Origin of the sequence: Paenibacillus sacheonensis, assembly GCF_009909195.1 — a bacterium.
GTDB lineage: Bacteria > Bacillota > Bacilli > Paenibacillales > Paenibacillaceae > Paenibacillus_Z > Paenibacillus_Z sacheonensis.
In genome coordinates, this window is the sequence record NZ_JAAAMU010000011.1 from 54,892 (window position 1) to 70,369 (window position 15,478).

13 protein-coding genes are annotated in these 15,478 nt (G+C 60.8%); 2 read left to right on the top strand and 11 right to left on the bottom strand.

Annotated features, from left to right (window positions below; translation table 11 throughout):
* Nucleotides 1-194: 194 nt before the first annotated feature.
* Nucleotides 195-1,187, bottom strand: coding sequence for an MBL fold metallo-hydrolase (locus tag GT003_RS19940; RefSeq protein ID WP_161701085.1), 993 nt, complete (start codon nucleotides 1,185-1,187; stop codon nucleotides 195-197).
* A gap of 207 nt (nucleotides 1,188-1,394) precedes the next feature.
* On the opposite strand from GT003_RS19940, the gene GT003_RS19945 reads away from it, so the two are divergent.
* Nucleotides 1,395-2,159, top strand: a complete 765-nt coding sequence (locus tag GT003_RS19945) for an exodeoxyribonuclease III (RefSeq protein ID WP_161701087.1) — start codon at nucleotides 1,395-1,397, stop codon at nucleotides 2,157-2,159.
* 141 nt (nucleotides 2,160-2,300) lie between these two features.
* Here the strand turns inward: GT003_RS19945 and GT003_RS19950 are convergent, their stop codons facing one another.
* From GT003_RS19950 to GT003_RS19995, 10 genes are all read right to left on the bottom strand, one after another.
* A complete protein-coding gene (locus GT003_RS19950) occupies nucleotides 2,301-2,960 on the bottom strand; it encodes an HD domain-containing protein (RefSeq protein ID WP_161701089.1) in 660 nt (219 codons plus the stop codon).
* Nucleotides 2,961-2,967: 7 nt separating this feature from the next.
* Complete coding sequence (locus GT003_RS19955; protein ID WP_161701091.1) at nucleotides 2,968-3,480, bottom strand: CYTH domain-containing protein; 513 nt, start codon at nucleotides 3,478-3,480, stop codon at nucleotides 2,968-2,970.
* Between the two features lie 893 nt (nucleotides 3,481-4,373).
* The gene (locus tag GT003_RS19960; protein ID WP_161701093.1) at nucleotides 4,374-5,846 is read right to left on the bottom strand and encodes a DUF6298 domain-containing protein; all 1,473 of its coding nucleotides are present in this window, start codon (nucleotides 5,844-5,846) and stop codon (nucleotides 4,374-4,376) included.
* A gap of 47 nt (nucleotides 5,847-5,893) precedes the next feature.
* Entirely contained in the window at nucleotides 5,894-8,119 is a 2,226-nt protein-coding gene (locus GT003_RS19965) for a D-apionate lactonase family protein (protein WP_161701095.1), read from the bottom strand.
* 36 nt (nucleotides 8,120-8,155) lie between these two features.
* On the bottom strand, nucleotides 8,156-8,971 hold the full coding sequence (locus GT003_RS19970) for a phytanoyl-CoA dioxygenase family protein (protein WP_161701097.1): 816 nt from the start codon (nucleotides 8,969-8,971) through the stop codon (nucleotides 8,156-8,158).
* 14 nt (nucleotides 8,972-8,985) lie between these two features.
* Complete coding sequence (locus GT003_RS19975) at nucleotides 8,986-10,020, bottom strand: NAD(P)-dependent oxidoreductase (protein WP_161701099.1); 1,035 nt, start codon at nucleotides 10,018-10,020, stop codon at nucleotides 8,986-8,988.
* Nucleotides 10,021-10,080: 60 nt separating this feature from the next.
* Nucleotides 10,081-10,401 carry an L-rhamnose mutarotase gene (locus tag GT003_RS19980; protein ID WP_161701101.1) on the bottom strand — a complete coding sequence of 107 codons (321 nt, stop codon included), beginning with the start codon at nucleotides 10,399-10,401 and terminating at the stop codon, nucleotides 10,081-10,083.
* The gene (locus GT003_RS19985) at nucleotides 10,394-11,428 is read right to left on the bottom strand and encodes a Gfo/Idh/MocA family protein (RefSeq protein WP_161701103.1); all 1,035 of its coding nucleotides are present in this window, start codon (nucleotides 11,426-11,428) and stop codon (nucleotides 10,394-10,396) included. The genes GT003_RS19980 and GT003_RS19985 overlap by 8 nt, the downstream gene beginning before the upstream one ends.
* 102 nt (nucleotides 11,429-11,530) lie before the next feature.
* Nucleotides 11,531-12,988, bottom strand: coding sequence for an aldehyde dehydrogenase (gene aldA / locus GT003_RS19990; RefSeq protein WP_161701105.1), 1,458 nt, complete (start codon nucleotides 12,986-12,988; stop codon nucleotides 11,531-11,533).
* 406 nt (nucleotides 12,989-13,394) lie between these two features.
* The gene (locus tag GT003_RS19995) at nucleotides 13,395-14,192 is read right to left on the bottom strand and encodes an HpcH/HpaI aldolase family protein (RefSeq protein WP_161701107.1); all 798 of its coding nucleotides are present in this window, start codon (nucleotides 14,190-14,192) and stop codon (nucleotides 13,395-13,397) included.
* A gap of 152 nt (nucleotides 14,193-14,344) precedes the next feature.
* Here GT003_RS19995 and GT003_RS20000 point away from each other — a divergent pair, with 152 nt between their 5' ends.
* Nucleotides 14,345-15,217: an AraC family transcriptional regulator gene (locus GT003_RS20000; RefSeq protein ID WP_161701109.1), complete on the top strand. Its 873-nt coding sequence runs from the start codon at nucleotides 14,345-14,347 to the stop codon at nucleotides 15,215-15,217.
* The last annotated feature ends 261 nt before the right edge of the window (nucleotides 15,218-15,478 follow it).

The following is a 15,478-nucleotide window of genomic DNA, read 5'->3' on the forward strand; positions in this document are numbered from 1 at the left end:
TCCCCCTGAACTAGCCGAGCGCCTAGCGGGGCGGAGCGACCACCCCTGAACTGGCCAAGCGCCTAGCAGGCCGATAGATTCCGCATCTGCATCTGCCCACCCGCCGCAATCGCCAGCCTTTCCTAGCAAACTAAAAACCTCTATACCACGAAGCCGGCAAACGCCCAGCTTTCGGAGGATATAGAGGTTTTTCGTTAGTTCCGGGCTTCCCGCCACCACGCCGACTGCGGGTAGTCGTCCGCCCGCGCGTCGACCGTCTCCCCGATCCGGGGCGTGGCGATCCGCACGCCTTGCGCGCGGGCGGCCAGAACGGCGCGCTCGACGGGATCGTCCCACGCATGGTAGCCGAGCGTAAACGCCGCCCAGTGCACGGGAATCAGCAGCCCGCCCCGCACGTCGAGATGGGCTTGGACCGTTTCTTCCGGCATCATGTGGATGTTCGCCCACCGGGCGTCGTACTGTCCGCATTCCATCATCGTCAGATCGAACGGGCCGAACCGCTCCCCGATTTCCTTGAAATGCGGCGCATAGCCGCTGTCCCCGCTGAAGAACACCCGGTTCTCCGCTCCGATCAGGATCCACGAACACCATAGCGAGCCGTTGCGGTCGAACAGCCCCCGTCCGGAGAAATGCCGCGCGGGCGCGCACGCCAGCCGCAAGCCCGCGAGCTCCAGCTCGTCCCACCAGCCATGCTCGGTCACCCGTCCCGGCTCCACGCCCCAGCGAATCAACCGGTCGCGTACGCCGAGCGGCACGACGAACCGTTCGGTTTTGCCCATCAGCTTGCGAATCGACGCCTTGTCCAAGTGATCGAAATGATCATGCGAGAGGATAATGGCGTCCAGTCTCGGGAAAGCCTCCGGAGCGAGCGGCAAAATCCCGCTGTAGCGCTTGCTTCCGAACAAACTCGGCACGGGCGAAGGCGAGTCCGAGAACATCGGGTCGAACAACAGCCGTCTGCCTTCCAGCTCCAGCAGAAAGGCGGAATGCCCGAACCAGGTGACCTGAATGCCGTGCGGCGCAGGCGTCTCGGACAACGTCAAGGGTACGACCTGAATCGGCTTAGCCGGCTGTCGATGCGGATCCCGCTTGAACTGTTCCCGCAGCATGCCGACGATCGTCCCCAGACTCATGTCCATCGGCGTCGGCACTAGATTTTCGAACTTCTTGCCTGCTCTGGCTGACATGCCCGTCCATCCCCCATCTGCTTGTTAATGCTTGTTGGAAGATAGTATAGAGGAGCGGATAGGGCCCGTCAAATCAGGCGGTCTGCCGGGCAAGCTGCCGGACGGAACACCTCCGGTCGCGCCGCGCTTGGTCTTCCGGACAAGTTGACACTTCGCCTGCATCGCGGGTACAGTAAATCCAACATGGCATAGAGGAGCTGTACCGCGATGAAGCTGGTTTCATGGAACGTCAACGGGCTGCGCGCCTGCGTGAACAAAGGATTTATGGACTATTTCTTATCCGTGGACGCGGATATTTTCTGCGTGCAGGAGACGAAGCTGCAGGAAGGCCAGATTCAGCTGGAGCATGGGGAAGCGTATAAGTCGTATTGGAACTATGCGGAAAAGAAAGGCTACTCGGGCACGGCGGTCTTCACCAAAGTCGAGCCGATCTCCGTCCGCTACGGTATCGAGGAAGATTACGAGCCCGAGGGCCGTACGCTCACGCTTGAATTCGAAGCGTTCTATCTGGTCAACGTCTACACGCCGAACGCCAAACGCGATCTGGCCCGACTCGATTACCGGATGGAATGGGAAGACCGCTTCCGTAACTATCTGCTGGAGCTGGATGCGAAGAAACCCGTCATTCTCTGCGGGGACTTGAACGTCGCCCATGAAGAAATCGATCTCAAGCATCCGAAGCCGAACCTGGGCAACTCCGGATTCACGCTGGAGGAACGCGGCAAGATGACCTCGCTGCTGGAAGCCGGTTTCGTCGATTCCTTCCGTCATTTCTATCCTGATCGCAGCGATGTTTACTCGTGGTGGTCGTACATGCCGAAGGTACGGGAACGGAACGTGGGATGGCGGATCGACTACTTCGTCGTGTCCGCGAGGCTCGCGCCCGCGCTGATCGACGCGGAGATCCATTGCGAAGTGATGGGCAGCGATCATTGCCCGGTCGTGCTGGAGCTGGATTTAGAAAAGGCATAACGAGCTCTCGATAACCTATAAAGGCCTGCCGATGACTGACGGAATATTCCGCAGTACGGCAGGCCTTTTTTGCAGCAGCAAATGGGGTCGCTTAACGCTGCTGTCTGCGCTCGCGATCGACGGCCGAATGCTCGATTCGCCTCAGCTTCCGATTCCGTCCCACTCCTGCATGAAGCGCGCCACGTATTCCGCCATATAGGCATGCCGCTCCTCGGCGATTTCGCGGCCCGAAGCGGTGTTGATGCGGTCCTTCAGCTTCAGCAGCTTCTCGTGAAAATGGTTGATCGCCGTGCTTTTCCCCGTCCGGTATTCCCCCGGCGTCATCGCATCGCGCGGCTTCAGCTCCGGGTCGTAGATCGGATCGCCCTTCCAGCCGGCATAGAGAAACGCCCTGGCGACCGCGATCGCGCCGATGGCGTCAAGACGGTCGGCGTCCTGCACGACTTGGCCTTCCAGCGTCCGCATGGGCGGGTTGGCGCCGCCGTTATAAGACATGTTCGCGATGATGTCCATGACATGCGCGCGATCGGATTCTTCCATCGGCTGGGCGGCGAGCCAGTCCCTAACTTTGCGAAGGCCGCTTTCCTTGGAATCGTTCAGCTTCTCGTCCGCCACGTCGTGCAGCAGCGCCGCAAGAACGCAGATGAAAATATCCGCGCCCTCCCGTTCGGCCAAATGCCTCGCCATGCGGACGACGCGGTGAATATGCCACCAATCATGGCCGGTCACGTCCCCGCCCAGCTCGTCCCGGGCATACTGCTCCGCGGCCGCGAGAACGGAATCGTTCGTCGTTGTCGTCACGGCCGGATCATCCTTTCCTTTGCAAACTGCCGCTTTGGAGATCCCGCCATACCGTCTTGTTGCTGTACTGCCGCTCGGAACTGATATCCCGCCCGAACCACGCCGGAGGCTCGAAAGCCGTCGCCGCCTCGATCGATTCGAATTCCACTTCCAGCACGGTCAGCTGCAGCTGGTCATAGATGTCGATCTCCACCACGCGGTCGCCCCACTGCGCCGTAATGCGGTCCTTCGTCAGCGGGACGAGTCCCCGAACGGCCGTCAGCTGCTCGTAAATGCCTTCCGTAATCCCGTACTCGACCTCTTCCCGGGACAATCCGTTCCCCGCCTTAAATGTATGCGTGTGATGCACCTCTCCTGTCGAGGCGTCCACAAGCCGCCGCACCCGCACCTCCTGCTGAGCGTCGATCGCGAGGTACGTCTGATCAATGCGCCGCTTCGACAGCAGCGCAATCACGCCTGCCCGAATGAGGTTCTCCGGCTCGTCCGCCAGCAAAAATTTACGTTCGATCTCCAATGCCATTATGCGCAGCTCCTCTGCCAAAATAATCTGCCTCCAGTATACCACCGGGAGGCGCGGTGCCAAAAGCGCGGGGGAAGCGAGAGCCTTGGATGGGCTCCCGAAAGGCACAGGCTGGCATCGGCGAGGCCGACCGACTCCGATGGGCTCCTGACAGGCACAGGCTGGCATCGGCAGGCGCCGATCGACACCTGCGAGCTTTTGACAGGCACCGGCTCGGCGGGCACCGACTTGCCCCGGTAGGAACCGACTCGTTCTGCCCCATCCTGCGAAGACCGACTTGCCCCACAGAATTAAGTGTAATTCTGCACTTATTTTTCTCCATCTTCGCCGTAAATTGGAAATAAGTGCATATCTGCACTTAATCTAATGGATTAGCGTGTTTTCGGTGCAATATTGGCTGAATAAGTGCATATTTGCATCTATTTCGCTCGGAGTCCATTAATTCGCGAAAATAAGTGCATTTTGCACTTATTTTGAACAGCTGAAGCAAGCCGAACCACGTAGCCGTTGCCCATGTTCAACCACGTGCCACTTAATATGCAGTTACTGCGTAACGCGCTAGCAAGCACCCCTTGGTGCGCAGAAGCTGCGCAAAATTCGCAGACTGGTACCGTCTCTGTGTGCAGCTACTGCGCAACGCGCAGAAAGGCACCTCTACCTCTTGATGCACAGCCACTGCGCAACGTGCTAAGCAGGCACCTTTTGGTGCGCAGCCACTGCGATACGCGCAGACTGGCACCTCATCTACTCAACCCCGGGCCAATTTACAGGGCACTCTCCATCACCAGTCGTTCGCCTGCATCCGACTCGAACGGCAAGAAGCCCGCCTCGCCGAAGGCGAAGCGGGCTTTCTTCCATGCAGCCGCATTGCGGCGGAACGTTCTGGCGTTGCGTCACTTCACCTTACGGACGCGCACGACCAGATCGTGCTGGAACTCCGGCAACGAGAGCCGCGTGTTCGCGTCGCCTTCGATTCGGATCCATGGCGATCCCATGCCCGTAACCGGGCTGTAGCAGCTGACGCGGTACGCGCCTTCGGGCAGCCGCACGCGCAGTTCCGTCTCCAGCGGTTCACCCGCGCCAGCGTCGGCGAGCTCGCGCTCGTCCGCGAGGTAGATGCTGTAGTCTTCGCCCGGAATGCCGAAGACGACCGCCAGCGTATGGGCCGGTTCTTCCGCGACCACGTCCGTGAGCGGACGCGCGCGAACGAGGTCGAGACCGTGCAAGTATTCGGACAGGTGCTTCAGCCACGTGCGAATATGACGCTGCGATTCGGGCGTGCCCGTTTCCACGTAAATGTTGATCGAGAAGTCGATGTAATCGTAGTGGCAGCCGCTCAGCAAGGTGGTCCATGCTCGTTTGCGATGGATGGTCCAGCCCTCGGTATCCTTGTATTGGCTCGCCACGTTGTCTTCGTCGTAATTGAGCGGCTTCGACTCGCCTGCGGTCGCCAGGCAGTAATCCCTGACCGCGCGCAGATTCAGCTGCTTGGACATGAATTCGCCCATATGGTAGCTCTTGCCGCCGTACGTCGTATTCGGAAGCGGGTGCATATTGACGACTTCGATGCCGAAGTCGCCGAACGAATAGTCCGAGGATTGCTCCCATGGCTCGTAGGTGAACGCCTCTTGCCCTGCGATGAGATGCCGGTTGGGCAGATTCGCTTCCGTGAGGCGGATCTCGTCGCGGATCGCCATTTGCCAGAGATCCACTTCCGCCGGCGAAGGATGGCCGCTCTCCGCGCCGCCGAACTGACCGCCGGGCTCGTTGCAAATTTCATAGATGATGTTGTCGTACTTGTTCGTCTCTTCGACGATCTTGCGGACATGCGCCAGCTGGTATGCGAGAATTTTCGGGTTGCGCTGCGTATTGTAGGTCATCCATTCGATCGTCTCGACATCGTTTACGTTGTTCGACGCGTTCAGCGGATTGAGGTCCCACACGGCAGGCTGGTACGTGTTGCTGAGCAGGGTGACCTCGACGATGATGCCGTAATCCGAAGCGAGCGACAGGAAGCGGTGCAGCCGATCGAAAAACTCGGGATTCCACGCGTCCAGGTCGAACTTCGGCTGGCCGTCGATCGCTTTGCCGGGCCCCGTGCGCTTGAACGGGGTAACGAAGTCCGGCGACTCCGGCTTGCAGGTCGAATACGGATTGATCGTCATTTGAAACTCGCGGAACAGGACGAACAGCCTTGTCAGCGTCTGTTTCTTCTCCGTGGCGTCGGCGAGATAATTCTCGAAATTAAACGGGCGGTTCATGACGGCCCCGTAATGCTCCGTCGCGCAAACCAACATCAGCGGTTGGCCGCGGAACTCGAAAATCCGGTTATTCTCAGGGTGAACTCGAATCGGAACGTTTCCCATAATAACCTCCAAGCGATAAGTTTAAGGCACGCGGCATCGGATGCCCGCTAGGCCCGAAATTCGATCACGTACGTTTCGAACGGCTGCAGCGTTACGGACGCGTCCGGCTGCAGCGAGGCCGACTCTTCGCTCTCCTCGGCGCGTTCCGCTGCACCTGCGGCTGCTGCCGCCTCTGACGAAGCGCCGCGCAGCCGAGAGATTGCCGCGTTCGGCTGCTTCCATTCGCTTAAATCCACCAGGACGGACAATTCGTCCGCCGTCAAATTCGCGAGCAGGACGACGACGCGTTCCTTCCCGCGCAAGCCCAATGCAGCCACGCGGGATGGATCCAGCCCGTCGACCTGCAGTGCCTCGCCTTCCCGGAACTCGCCGATCAGCTTCATCGCCGCGTGGACGGGATACGCGTTCCCGCCGTCCTCGTCCATAAATCCAAGCGGCCCGAAGGCTTCGAAATAATTGGCGGAGGCGATACCCTCGCGCGCCAGCTGCGCGACGGAGCCGATCAGCCACGCCGCCGCGAACGAGGAGGACTGACGCGGATCCAGCCGATTCCCGCGTTCCCGCGAGCGTTGGACGCCCTCTTCGCCGGCAGAGTAAGGGTTCATTCGCTGCTTCAGCGTTACCGCGCCGATGCGTACCGGCATGTCTCGCCTTGAAGCGATGGCCGTGCGGCAGACGATGCCTTGGGCGGGCAGCGTCTCGGCGATGGACGCCAGATCCGAGGCATGCACCTGCGGATTCACCGCGAATTCCGCGAAATCCCAGGAGAGCCCCATGGGCAGCGCGACCCGGTTCAGCTCCGCGAAATTCCCGCGGGAGCCGCCGCCGACTTCGATGCCGGACTCGGCTCCGCCTCCGGAGCCCGTTTCCTCACCAACTGCGGCTTCGGTTTCGGTTTCGACAACCGCTCCTCCTGCATTGCCGCCATCTTCCGCAGCAGCTCCGACTTGGATTTCGCTAACTGCACCTCCACCTGCATCGGATCCTGTATCCGCGCCGGTTTCGGAACCCGTGTCGGCAGCCGCCCCGGCATCGACGCCGGCACCTGCTCGTGCTGCGGCAGCGGCTTCGTTCAGCAGCCGTTTGAGCAGCGCCGCCATGCCGTCGTCCGTGACGTACCTGCACGCGTTCAACGAAGCGCCGTACAGCTCCGCGGAGGTCGTCGGCACGTCAAGCGCCGCCGCCGGGAATACGGCGATTCGCAACGGAGCGGGCGCAAGTGCGGCGATCGCCGCGGCGGCTTCCCGCAGCGCGGTCTCGTCCGGCTCGGCGATCAGCTGCAGTTCATAGGCAAGGCCCAGTTCCAGCGCAAGCTCGGCAGCCGCTTCGATGCGCGTCTTCCAATCCGGCAGCGACAGCTCGGCCTCGCAGCGGAGCTGCGAGAGACCGAGCTCGCGCAGAAGGCCGACCACGCGCGCCGGCGGCATGCCGTCCATCGGGGGCAGCAGCGTGCCGAGCGCGGGAAGCGCGAAGGCCTGCTCCCTTCGGACGACCGCTTGCATCCGAGCCGTGCCGCTGCCGGCTTCAATCTCTTGGCCGCCTTCGAGCGAACCCGCATCGTCCGTCACGTCGATCGTCACGGCCTGCATGACTTTCTCTCCCTGCTGCATGACGACGGGGTACGGCAGCCGAAGCGGCGTGCAGAACGTTTTGAACGAACCGTCCGTCCAATTCCGCTGGTCCTCCGTCTGGAACAGATCGCCGAGAAACATGATGTGGGTCGTCAAGCCGCCGGCATAAATCCGCATGGCTTTCAGCTCCGCGAACGGATCCCCCGGCGATACGAGCTCGGGAAAACGGCCGAGCACGATGCCGTCCGGCGTCGTAGCCTCGACGCAGGCGCCCGCGCTGTCCATCGGATGCAAGAGGCAGAAGCCGAGCCTGTTCTTGCGGAACCCGCTCCTCGCCTCGCCGTCCATGCTCATCGACACGCGGCCTGCGGAAGACAGCCGGATGACGATCGCGCAGCCGAAATCCACTTCGCCGCCGCGGTAATCCAGCCGATACGTAACTTGTACCGCATCCTCGTCTTCATGAAACCGCAGCTCCGATACTTCGCCGGCCGCGCTGCCCCAGTCTTGATCGCGCAAGGTGGGATGCAAGTGGCGGAGCAGCTCGACCGAGCCGTACCGGATATATTTCAAGGATCCGTCCTCCATGAAGTCTGCGGTCACCCGGCCGGCGCGCAGCCGGCGCAAAGGGCGCACCAGCCCCGTGCCTCCGAATAGCGCCTCCTCGTTCTTCATGCGCTTCTTCACCTCTCTCTCATGCATGCAAAAACACCTTTCCCATTCAATACCGCCTGTTCCTTAGCGGGCCAGCGGCTGACGAGCCAGGATCGGGTGAAGCACGCCGGCAAGCGGCTCGCCGATCGGGTGGTTATAACCGTCGGTCACCAAATGCGCCTTGCCGTCGTAGGCAGCGCCGTCTTGATAATAAATGATGGCCAAGGCGCGGCGCGGGCGATCCGTGTTGTTGGCGTGGGCGTAATGGAACGTCAGGCCGTCGTGGAACGTGCAGCTGCCCGCCTTCATCCGGCAGATGACGGGATTGCGTTTCTCCGCGTCCGTGCCCTTCGCGAAATCCTCGAGATCGATATGCTCCGTCAGATCATGCGGCTTCAGCTTGCCGACCTTGTGCGAGCCCGGCACGAACATCATGCAGCCGTTATGCTCGTCGACGTCGTCGAGCGCGATCCAGATGGACATCGCGCCCGATTCCTTGATCGGCCACGACGGGAAATCCTGATGCCATGCCGTCGGTTTGGAATCCTGCGGATTCTTGATCAGCGCGTGGTGGTGGAAGAAACGGACCGCGTCCGTCTTCAGGAGCAGGCGCGCCGCTTCCGCAAGCCGCGGGTGGAACGAATATTTCCCGTAACGGGCATGGTCGCGCCATACGTTCACGCGCTGGTTCAGCACTTTGAAATACAGGCTTTGCCGGTCCGGCTTATGGTGCAGCGTATCGTTGTCCATGCTCATCAGCTCGTCGGTGATCTCCCGGAGCTCCGCCAACTCCTCGGACGTCAGGATATTATCCACTTGCACGAAGCCGTTCGTTTGGTAGAATTCGACCTGCTCCGGCGTAACGGGTTTTTTCGTGGTCATTCGGGCTTGCAAGCTCATATGCGCAGATCCTCCTATTCTTTGAAACGCGCCAGCTTCTTCAGGAAGCCCGGCCGCGTCAACACGTCGCGGTTCACGACGTTCGACGGCAGCAGGCCGCGCGACGCGTCTTTGACCGCTTGGGTCGTCTCCTGCCACAAGCCTTCGTACATCTCCGACGTCCAGCACACGCTGTGCGGCGTCAGCACGACGTTATCCATCCGCTTCAGCGGCGAGTCGCTGACGAGCGGCTCTTCCTCGAACACGTCGAGGCCGGCGCCGCAGATCCAGCCCTCTTCAAGCGCCCGAATGAGCGCTTGCTCGTCCACGATGCCGCCGCGTGCCGTATTGATCAGGAACGCGCTCGGTTTCATGGCGCGCAGCTGCGGTTCGGCGATGAGGTGGAACGTTTCCTTGGAGAGGAAGCAGTTCACCGCCATGAAGTCGGAACGCTCGCAAAGCGTCTGCAAATCGACGAGCTCGACGCCGGCAGCTGCCGCGACGGCCGGGTCGACGAACGGGTCGTACGCGATGTGCTTCATATCGAAGCCCGCCGCCATGCGGAACATTTCCCGCGCGATGTTGCCGAGTCCGATCGAGCCGAGCGTCTGCCCCGTGATCCGATAACCGGGGTAATCGGTCCGGTCGTTCCAGCGTCCTTCTTGGACGAGGCGGCCCTTGACCGGCAGCCGGTGCGCCAGCGCCAGCAAATGCGTAATGATCGCGTACGCGACCGGCTTGCGTACGCCCTGCGGCGTAATCGTAACCGCGATATCGGCCTCCGTGCATGCCTGCACGTCGACCATGTCGTAGCCGACGCCATAGCGGGCAATGACGAGCAGCCGGTCGGCCGCCGCCTGCAGCGCTTCCGCGGTGTATCGCGGCGTCAGGCTTATAATGCCGTCGTAGGCCAGCAGCTGCTCCGCCGCCACCGGATTGAGGTGTTCCTTGAAATACCCGGCATCGATTCCCGCTTCGCCGGAGAGCAGCTCCGTCCCCGTCGATCCGAACGCGGGCTCGCCCCGTTCGTTCAGAAAATCCCGCGTCAGTCCCAGCTGAAATTGCGCCACGGGTGCACCTCCATTGTCTATAATTTGCTTGCGTATCTATTTCTCAGGCAGCCAGGCCCTCTATTCCATGAAGAAAACGACGTTATCCAGCACTTCCATGCCGCCGGTGGTCACGTCCGTCACGAGCACCTCCGACATGTACGCCTCCCAGCGCTGCGTGCCGGGATCGGCTTGGAACTCCGCCCACGCCTCGTGAAAATCCCGCTCGTTCTCGATTGTGGCATACAGCTTGTTGCCTTTCATGAACGTCACGAAGTTGCTGAAGCCGGCGTTCTTAAGCGCGGCGATGACCTCCGGCCATACATTCTCGTGCCTGCGGGCGTATTCCTCCTCGGACCCCGGCTTGCACTCGTAGAAAAACATATATTTTGCTTTAGCCAATACGTTCGACCTTCTCTCCCACTTGGTATGCTTTCTCGATAATCCGCATCGTCTTCATGTATTCCTCGCCCGACGTCGCAAACGGCGCGCCGCTCTCCAGCCCCGCGACGAAATGCCGATGCAGCCGGTTATGGCTCTGCTGGAATTCCTCCGGTTCGCGGGGCACCCGTTCGACGCTTCCGTCCGTGCGCAGCAGGAACAGCTCGCCGTCGGCCGTCAGGCGCAGCGTCGCTTCGCTGCCTTCGATGACGACGTACTCCATGAGATTCTCGCCGTCCGGCTGGTTGTAGCCGCCGTCGCGGAATTCGCGGGCCGCCCAGCTGGCCTCGATCATGCCCGTCATTCCGGGATGATGCAGGATCAGAATCGCCAGATCGTCGCCCTTGATATGCGGGCTGACCCGTTTCACGACCGCCGTCACGCCCTCCGGATCGCCGAATAACGATCGATAGCTGTCGATATAATGCGGCCCCATCTCGTACAGCAGCAGACGGTCCATCTCCCGAAAATACGGCTGCGTCATCTTGGCCGGATCGTCCCACCGCGGCGAGAAGAACCATTTCGCGCTCACCTTCGCGTAGGAAACCCCGCCGAGCACGCCGCTGTCCAACACCCGCTTCATCGCCAAATAATGCCCCTGCCAGCGCCAGCCCTCCGCAACCATCAGCCGCACGCCTTCTTCCTCGCAGATCGCCACCATGCGCTCGCATTCCGCGATCGTCGGCGCGAACGGCTTCTGGCACAGCACGTGCTTGCCGGCCCTCGCCGCGGTCTCCGTCATCTGCAGATGCGAATCCGGGCGCGTGATGACGTCGACGATATCGATCTCTGCCGCTTCCAGCGCCGCCGGCAGCGTCGTGAACAGCTGATCCTCCGACAATCCGTACAGGGCGGCCTTCTTGGCCAGCTTCGGCGGATTGCGGTCGACGATCGCCGCGATCCTCACGTTCGGTACCGACAGCCATGCGCGAAAATGCACATCCGACCAGTAGCCCATCCCTACCAGACATACGTTCCATGTTTTCATCACCGGTCGGTCTCCTTCCCTCTCTCTTGCGTTGGTCCGGGAGCCGGCGGATCGCGCCGTGCCGGCTTCCGAACTCTCCATGCCCAGGCTAACGGCAGCCCTTTACTGCTTGCCGAGATCGTATTGGATGTACACCATCCGGGTCTGCAAATACTCTTCCAGGCCATGCTTGCCGTCGGCGCCGCCGATGCCGGATTTGCGCCAGCCGGCGTGGAACCCTTGCATCGCTTCGAAGTTCTCGCGGTTCACATACGTCTCGCCGAACTTGATCTCCCGGCAGGCCCGCATCGCGATGTCGAGGTTCTGCGTGTAGATGGACGACGTGAGGCCGTACTCCGAGTCGTTGGCCATCGCGACGGCTTCGTCCAGATCGTCGAACACGACGACCGGCAGCACGGGTCCGAATATCTCCTTGTGCATGATCTCGAAATCCTGCTTCACGCCCGTCAACACCGTCGGTTCAAAGTAAAAGCCGCTGCCGCGGTCGGCTCGCTTGCCGCCCGTCACGACTTGTGCGCCCGCCTGAAGCGCGCCGGCGACAAGCGACTCGACTTTCCGGTAGCCCTGCTCGTTGATCAGCGGACCCATGTCGACCGTCAGGTCGGCGAGCGGATTGCCGTAATGCACGCTGCTCATCTCCGCCGCCAGCTTGCCGATGAATTCGTCCGCCGCTTTGCGCTGCACGTATACCCGCTCCGCGCAGTTGCACACCTGGCCGCTGTTGATGATGCGGGAGTCGCGAATGCTTCTGGCCGCGAGGTCGAGGTTGGCGTCGTTCATGACGATGGCCGGCGCTTTGCCTCCGAGCTCCAGCGATACTTTCGTAATGTTCCGGGCGGCCGCGGCCATGATCCGCGATCCGGTATCGACGCTGCCGGTGAAGCTGATCATGCCGATCTTCGCGTTCGCCGAGATCTCTTGGCCGACCGTCGCGCCGCGTCCGAACACGACATTGAACACGCCCGGAGGCAGATCCGTCTCCGCGACCAGCTTGGCGAACTCGTAGCAGTTGTTCGGCGTTTCTTCGCTTGGCTTGATGACGATCGTGTTGCCGGTCAGCAGGGCCGGCGCCATTTTGCGCGCGATCAGGAAGAACGGGAAGTTCCACGGCAGTATGCCGCCGACGACGCCGATCGGCATCTTGAACATGAAGATATGCTCGTTCGGGCGGTCGCTCTGGATAATCTCGCCCTCGTACCGTCTCGCCCACTCCGCCATATAGTCGATGTAGTCCGCCGTGAAATTCGCTTCCACCGTGGCGAGGCCCATGATCTTGCCCTGCTCCTCGGCGATCGTGTGCGCCAAGCGGTCGGCATTGTCGCGGATCTTCTGCGCGATCTTGCGCAGGTAGCCCGCGCGTTCGATCGCCGGACGCTTGGCCCATGCCGCCTGCGCGCTCTCGGCCGCGTCGATGGCATGGCGCGTCTCTTCGACCGTGCTGTCCGGAATGCGGGAGATAATCTCGCCCGTCGAAGGGTTGATGACGTCAATCGTGCCGGAAGCCGTCGAATCCACGAACGCGCCGCCGATAAAATTCGCGAATCTTGTCTCATTGCTCATGCGCACACCTCTTTTTTGGTTTTGGTAAACTTTTATGGGAAGGCATGGACCTACCGGTCGAAACCTTAAGGCAAAGGCATGGACCTGCGGTCGGTTTGGGTCTCCGATTGCTGTTGTAGTTCATATTTCCTCGATTATATAAGTGAGTAGAGGTGGAAATCTGACTACAAAGGCAACCGCTTAAGGATTTTCGGAGAAAATCCACTTCGGAAGCATAAGCTGCTTCTCCGACTCCAATCCGACCTCCGGTCCACTTTTTCTCCATTCTCCGACCTCCGTCGGCGAACGCAAGACAGAACCTAGACCACGCTCACGAAGCGGGTGAATGCTGCATTCTCCGACCTCCGTCGGCGAACGCAAACCAATCACCTTACGCAAACCAATCACCTTACGCAAACCAATCGCCTTAAAACCACAAATGCGGCGTCGTCTCCCGCCCCAGCCTCCGCATCGCGCTCTCTGCGGAGCGGATCATCAGGCCGAGGTCCGAACCGAGGCCGACCATGTTGAAGCCTTGACCGTACCGCAGCTGCGCGTCGCTCTCGTTCATGCTCATGATGCCGGAGGCGACCCCTGCGCGCTCGGCGGTCTCGCGGACGCGAAGGATTTTCTCCGCTACGCCCGGACCCTCCCAATCGCCCAAGTAGCCGTACGTCGCCGACAGATCGGCAGGTCCGAAGAAGATAACCTCCAGTCCCGGCACCTGCAGGATGCGGTCGATGTCCTCGACGGCTTGGCGCGTCTCGATCAGCGGAATGACCAGCGTCTCCTCGTTCGCGTCCTTCAAGTAATCCTGCATGCCCATGCCCCACTTCACCGACCGCTCGCCGCCGATGCCGCGCACGCCATCCATCGGATAGCGCGCGAAGCTCATGCCGAGCGCCAGGTCCTCATACCCCCGGACAAGCGGCAGCAGCACGCCATGCGCGCCGATGTCGAGTACCCGCTTCACGATGCCCTGCTCGATGCTCGGCACCCGCACGAGCGCCGCCGTGTTCGAGCCGCGTACCGTTCTGACATGCTCCATGACTTCCTTGAGTCCCAAATGTCCGTGTTCCATGTCGACGCAGATCCAGTCCGCGCCCATCATGATCGCCGCTTCCGTAATCGACGGGCTCTCCAGCGTCACCCATACGCCGAGCGTCTGCTGCTTGGCTTGAAATTTGCGGCGCAGCGGATTGCGCGCTCCCTCCTGCTGTGTCAAACGAGCTCCTCCTCCTTTGTGCTGAAACCGGTGTTTCGCTGCTTGGCATCTTCCGTATATACTTAAATTGTAGCGCTTTCATGCCCGGAGTCATTGACCTTCCTTTACCTGTTCTATACGAAATATGACTTTATGAACGGACGGTGTCGAAGATGAAAACGACGTTTTTTTTCGACAATATCGCGGAACCGGTCATCATTCCGTTCACGCCGCTTCCCGTCTCCAGCAAGCTTCCGTACCAGCTTTGCACGATCGGCCACGTCCATTTTGCCGCGAAGTTCTATACGGAACGCGAGAAGCAGAAGAACTACCAGATCATCTACACGGAGTCGGGCAGCGGGGTGCTTCATTACGAAGGCAAACGCTATGCGCTGGAGAAGAACCAAGCGGTGCTTATCCACTGTACCGGCTCCCATCGTTACCACACCGGACCGACGGGCACGTGGAAATACCGGTTTATGCATATCAAGGGCACGGGCTGTCCGGCCTTCTACGAGACGATTAACCCGAGCGGCCTGCAGCCGGTCATCCTGCAGCATTCCTCGGAATTCAACTATTGCTTCGACAAGCTGATGAAATGCGTCGAGGACGGCGACCATCGCAGCGATCTGGCGATTCCGGCGCTCATCATGCGCATTCTGACGGAACTCTCGCTGAACCGGGGCATGCACGGGAACGCGCGCAAGTCGGACTATCACCAGCAGGTGATCGAGGATGCGATCGTCTTCATGGAGGCGCAGCTCGGACGCGGGGATTTCAGCGTCGCGGAGGTCGCGCGGAACGCGGGGTTCAACGAGAGCTACTTCTCCCGCTTGTTCAAACGGATGACGGGCACCTCCACGCAGGAATATCTCATGCGCCTGCGAATCGACCGCTCGAAGCATCTGCTGAAGAAGACGATGCAGTCCGTCTCCGACGTCGCCTACGAGGTTGGCTTCGAGAACGTCAACGTCTACATCCGCGACTTCAAGAAGCTGACGGGCGTGACGCCGCTGAAATACAGGCTCTACGCGGACGGGGTGTGACGCCCGGTTCAAGAGACGGACACGAACGAAAAGCGCCAGGAGCCGTCCATCCCGGCAGGCACGCATACGCTCTGCGTAAAAGTGCGGGAAAACGGCGCGAAGACCGATACAATCTGTCTCTCGAAGTCCAGTACGGCACCGACGGGTCTCGGCGGAACGGCGCTGACGCCTGCTTATCGTTAAGCAATCTCACCTTAATACACAGCCCACAGCCCATAGTTCATCGGCGGCAACCGCTCGACTCGAACAAACCCCGTGTCC

Coding starts and splice junctions, on each gene's coding strand:
- GT003_RS19940 (WP_161701085.1), bottom strand. CDS start 1,187: ATGTCAGCCAGAGCAGGCAAGAAGTTCGAAAATCTAGTGCCGACGCCG.
- GT003_RS19945 (WP_161701087.1), top strand. CDS start 1,395: ATGAAGCTGGTTTCATGGAACGTCAACGGGCTGCGCGCCTGCGTGAAC.
- GT003_RS19955 (WP_161701091.1), bottom strand. CDS start 3,480: ATGGCATTGGAGATCGAACGTAAATTTTTGCTGGCGGACGAGCCGGAG.
- GT003_RS19960 (WP_161701093.1), bottom strand. CDS start 5,846: ATGGGAAACGTTCCGATTCGAGTTCACCCTGAGAATAACCGGATTTTC.
- GT003_RS19965 (WP_161701095.1), bottom strand. CDS start 8,119: ATGCATGAGAGAGAGGTGAAGAAGCGCATGAAGAACGAGGAGGCGCTA.
- GT003_RS19970 (WP_161701097.1), bottom strand. CDS start 8,971: ATGAGCTTGCAAGCCCGAATGACCACGAAAAAACCCGTTACGCCGGAG.
- GT003_RS19985 (WP_161701103.1), bottom strand. CDS start 11,428: ATGAAAACATGGAACGTATGTCTGGTAGGGATGGGCTACTGGTCGGAT.
- aldA (WP_161701105.1), bottom strand. CDS start 12,988: ATGAGCAATGAGACAAGATTCGCGAATTTTATCGGCGGCGCGTTCGTG.
- GT003_RS20000 (WP_161701109.1), top strand. CDS start 14,345: ATGAAAACGACGTTTTTTTTCGACAATATCGCGGAACCGGTCATCATT.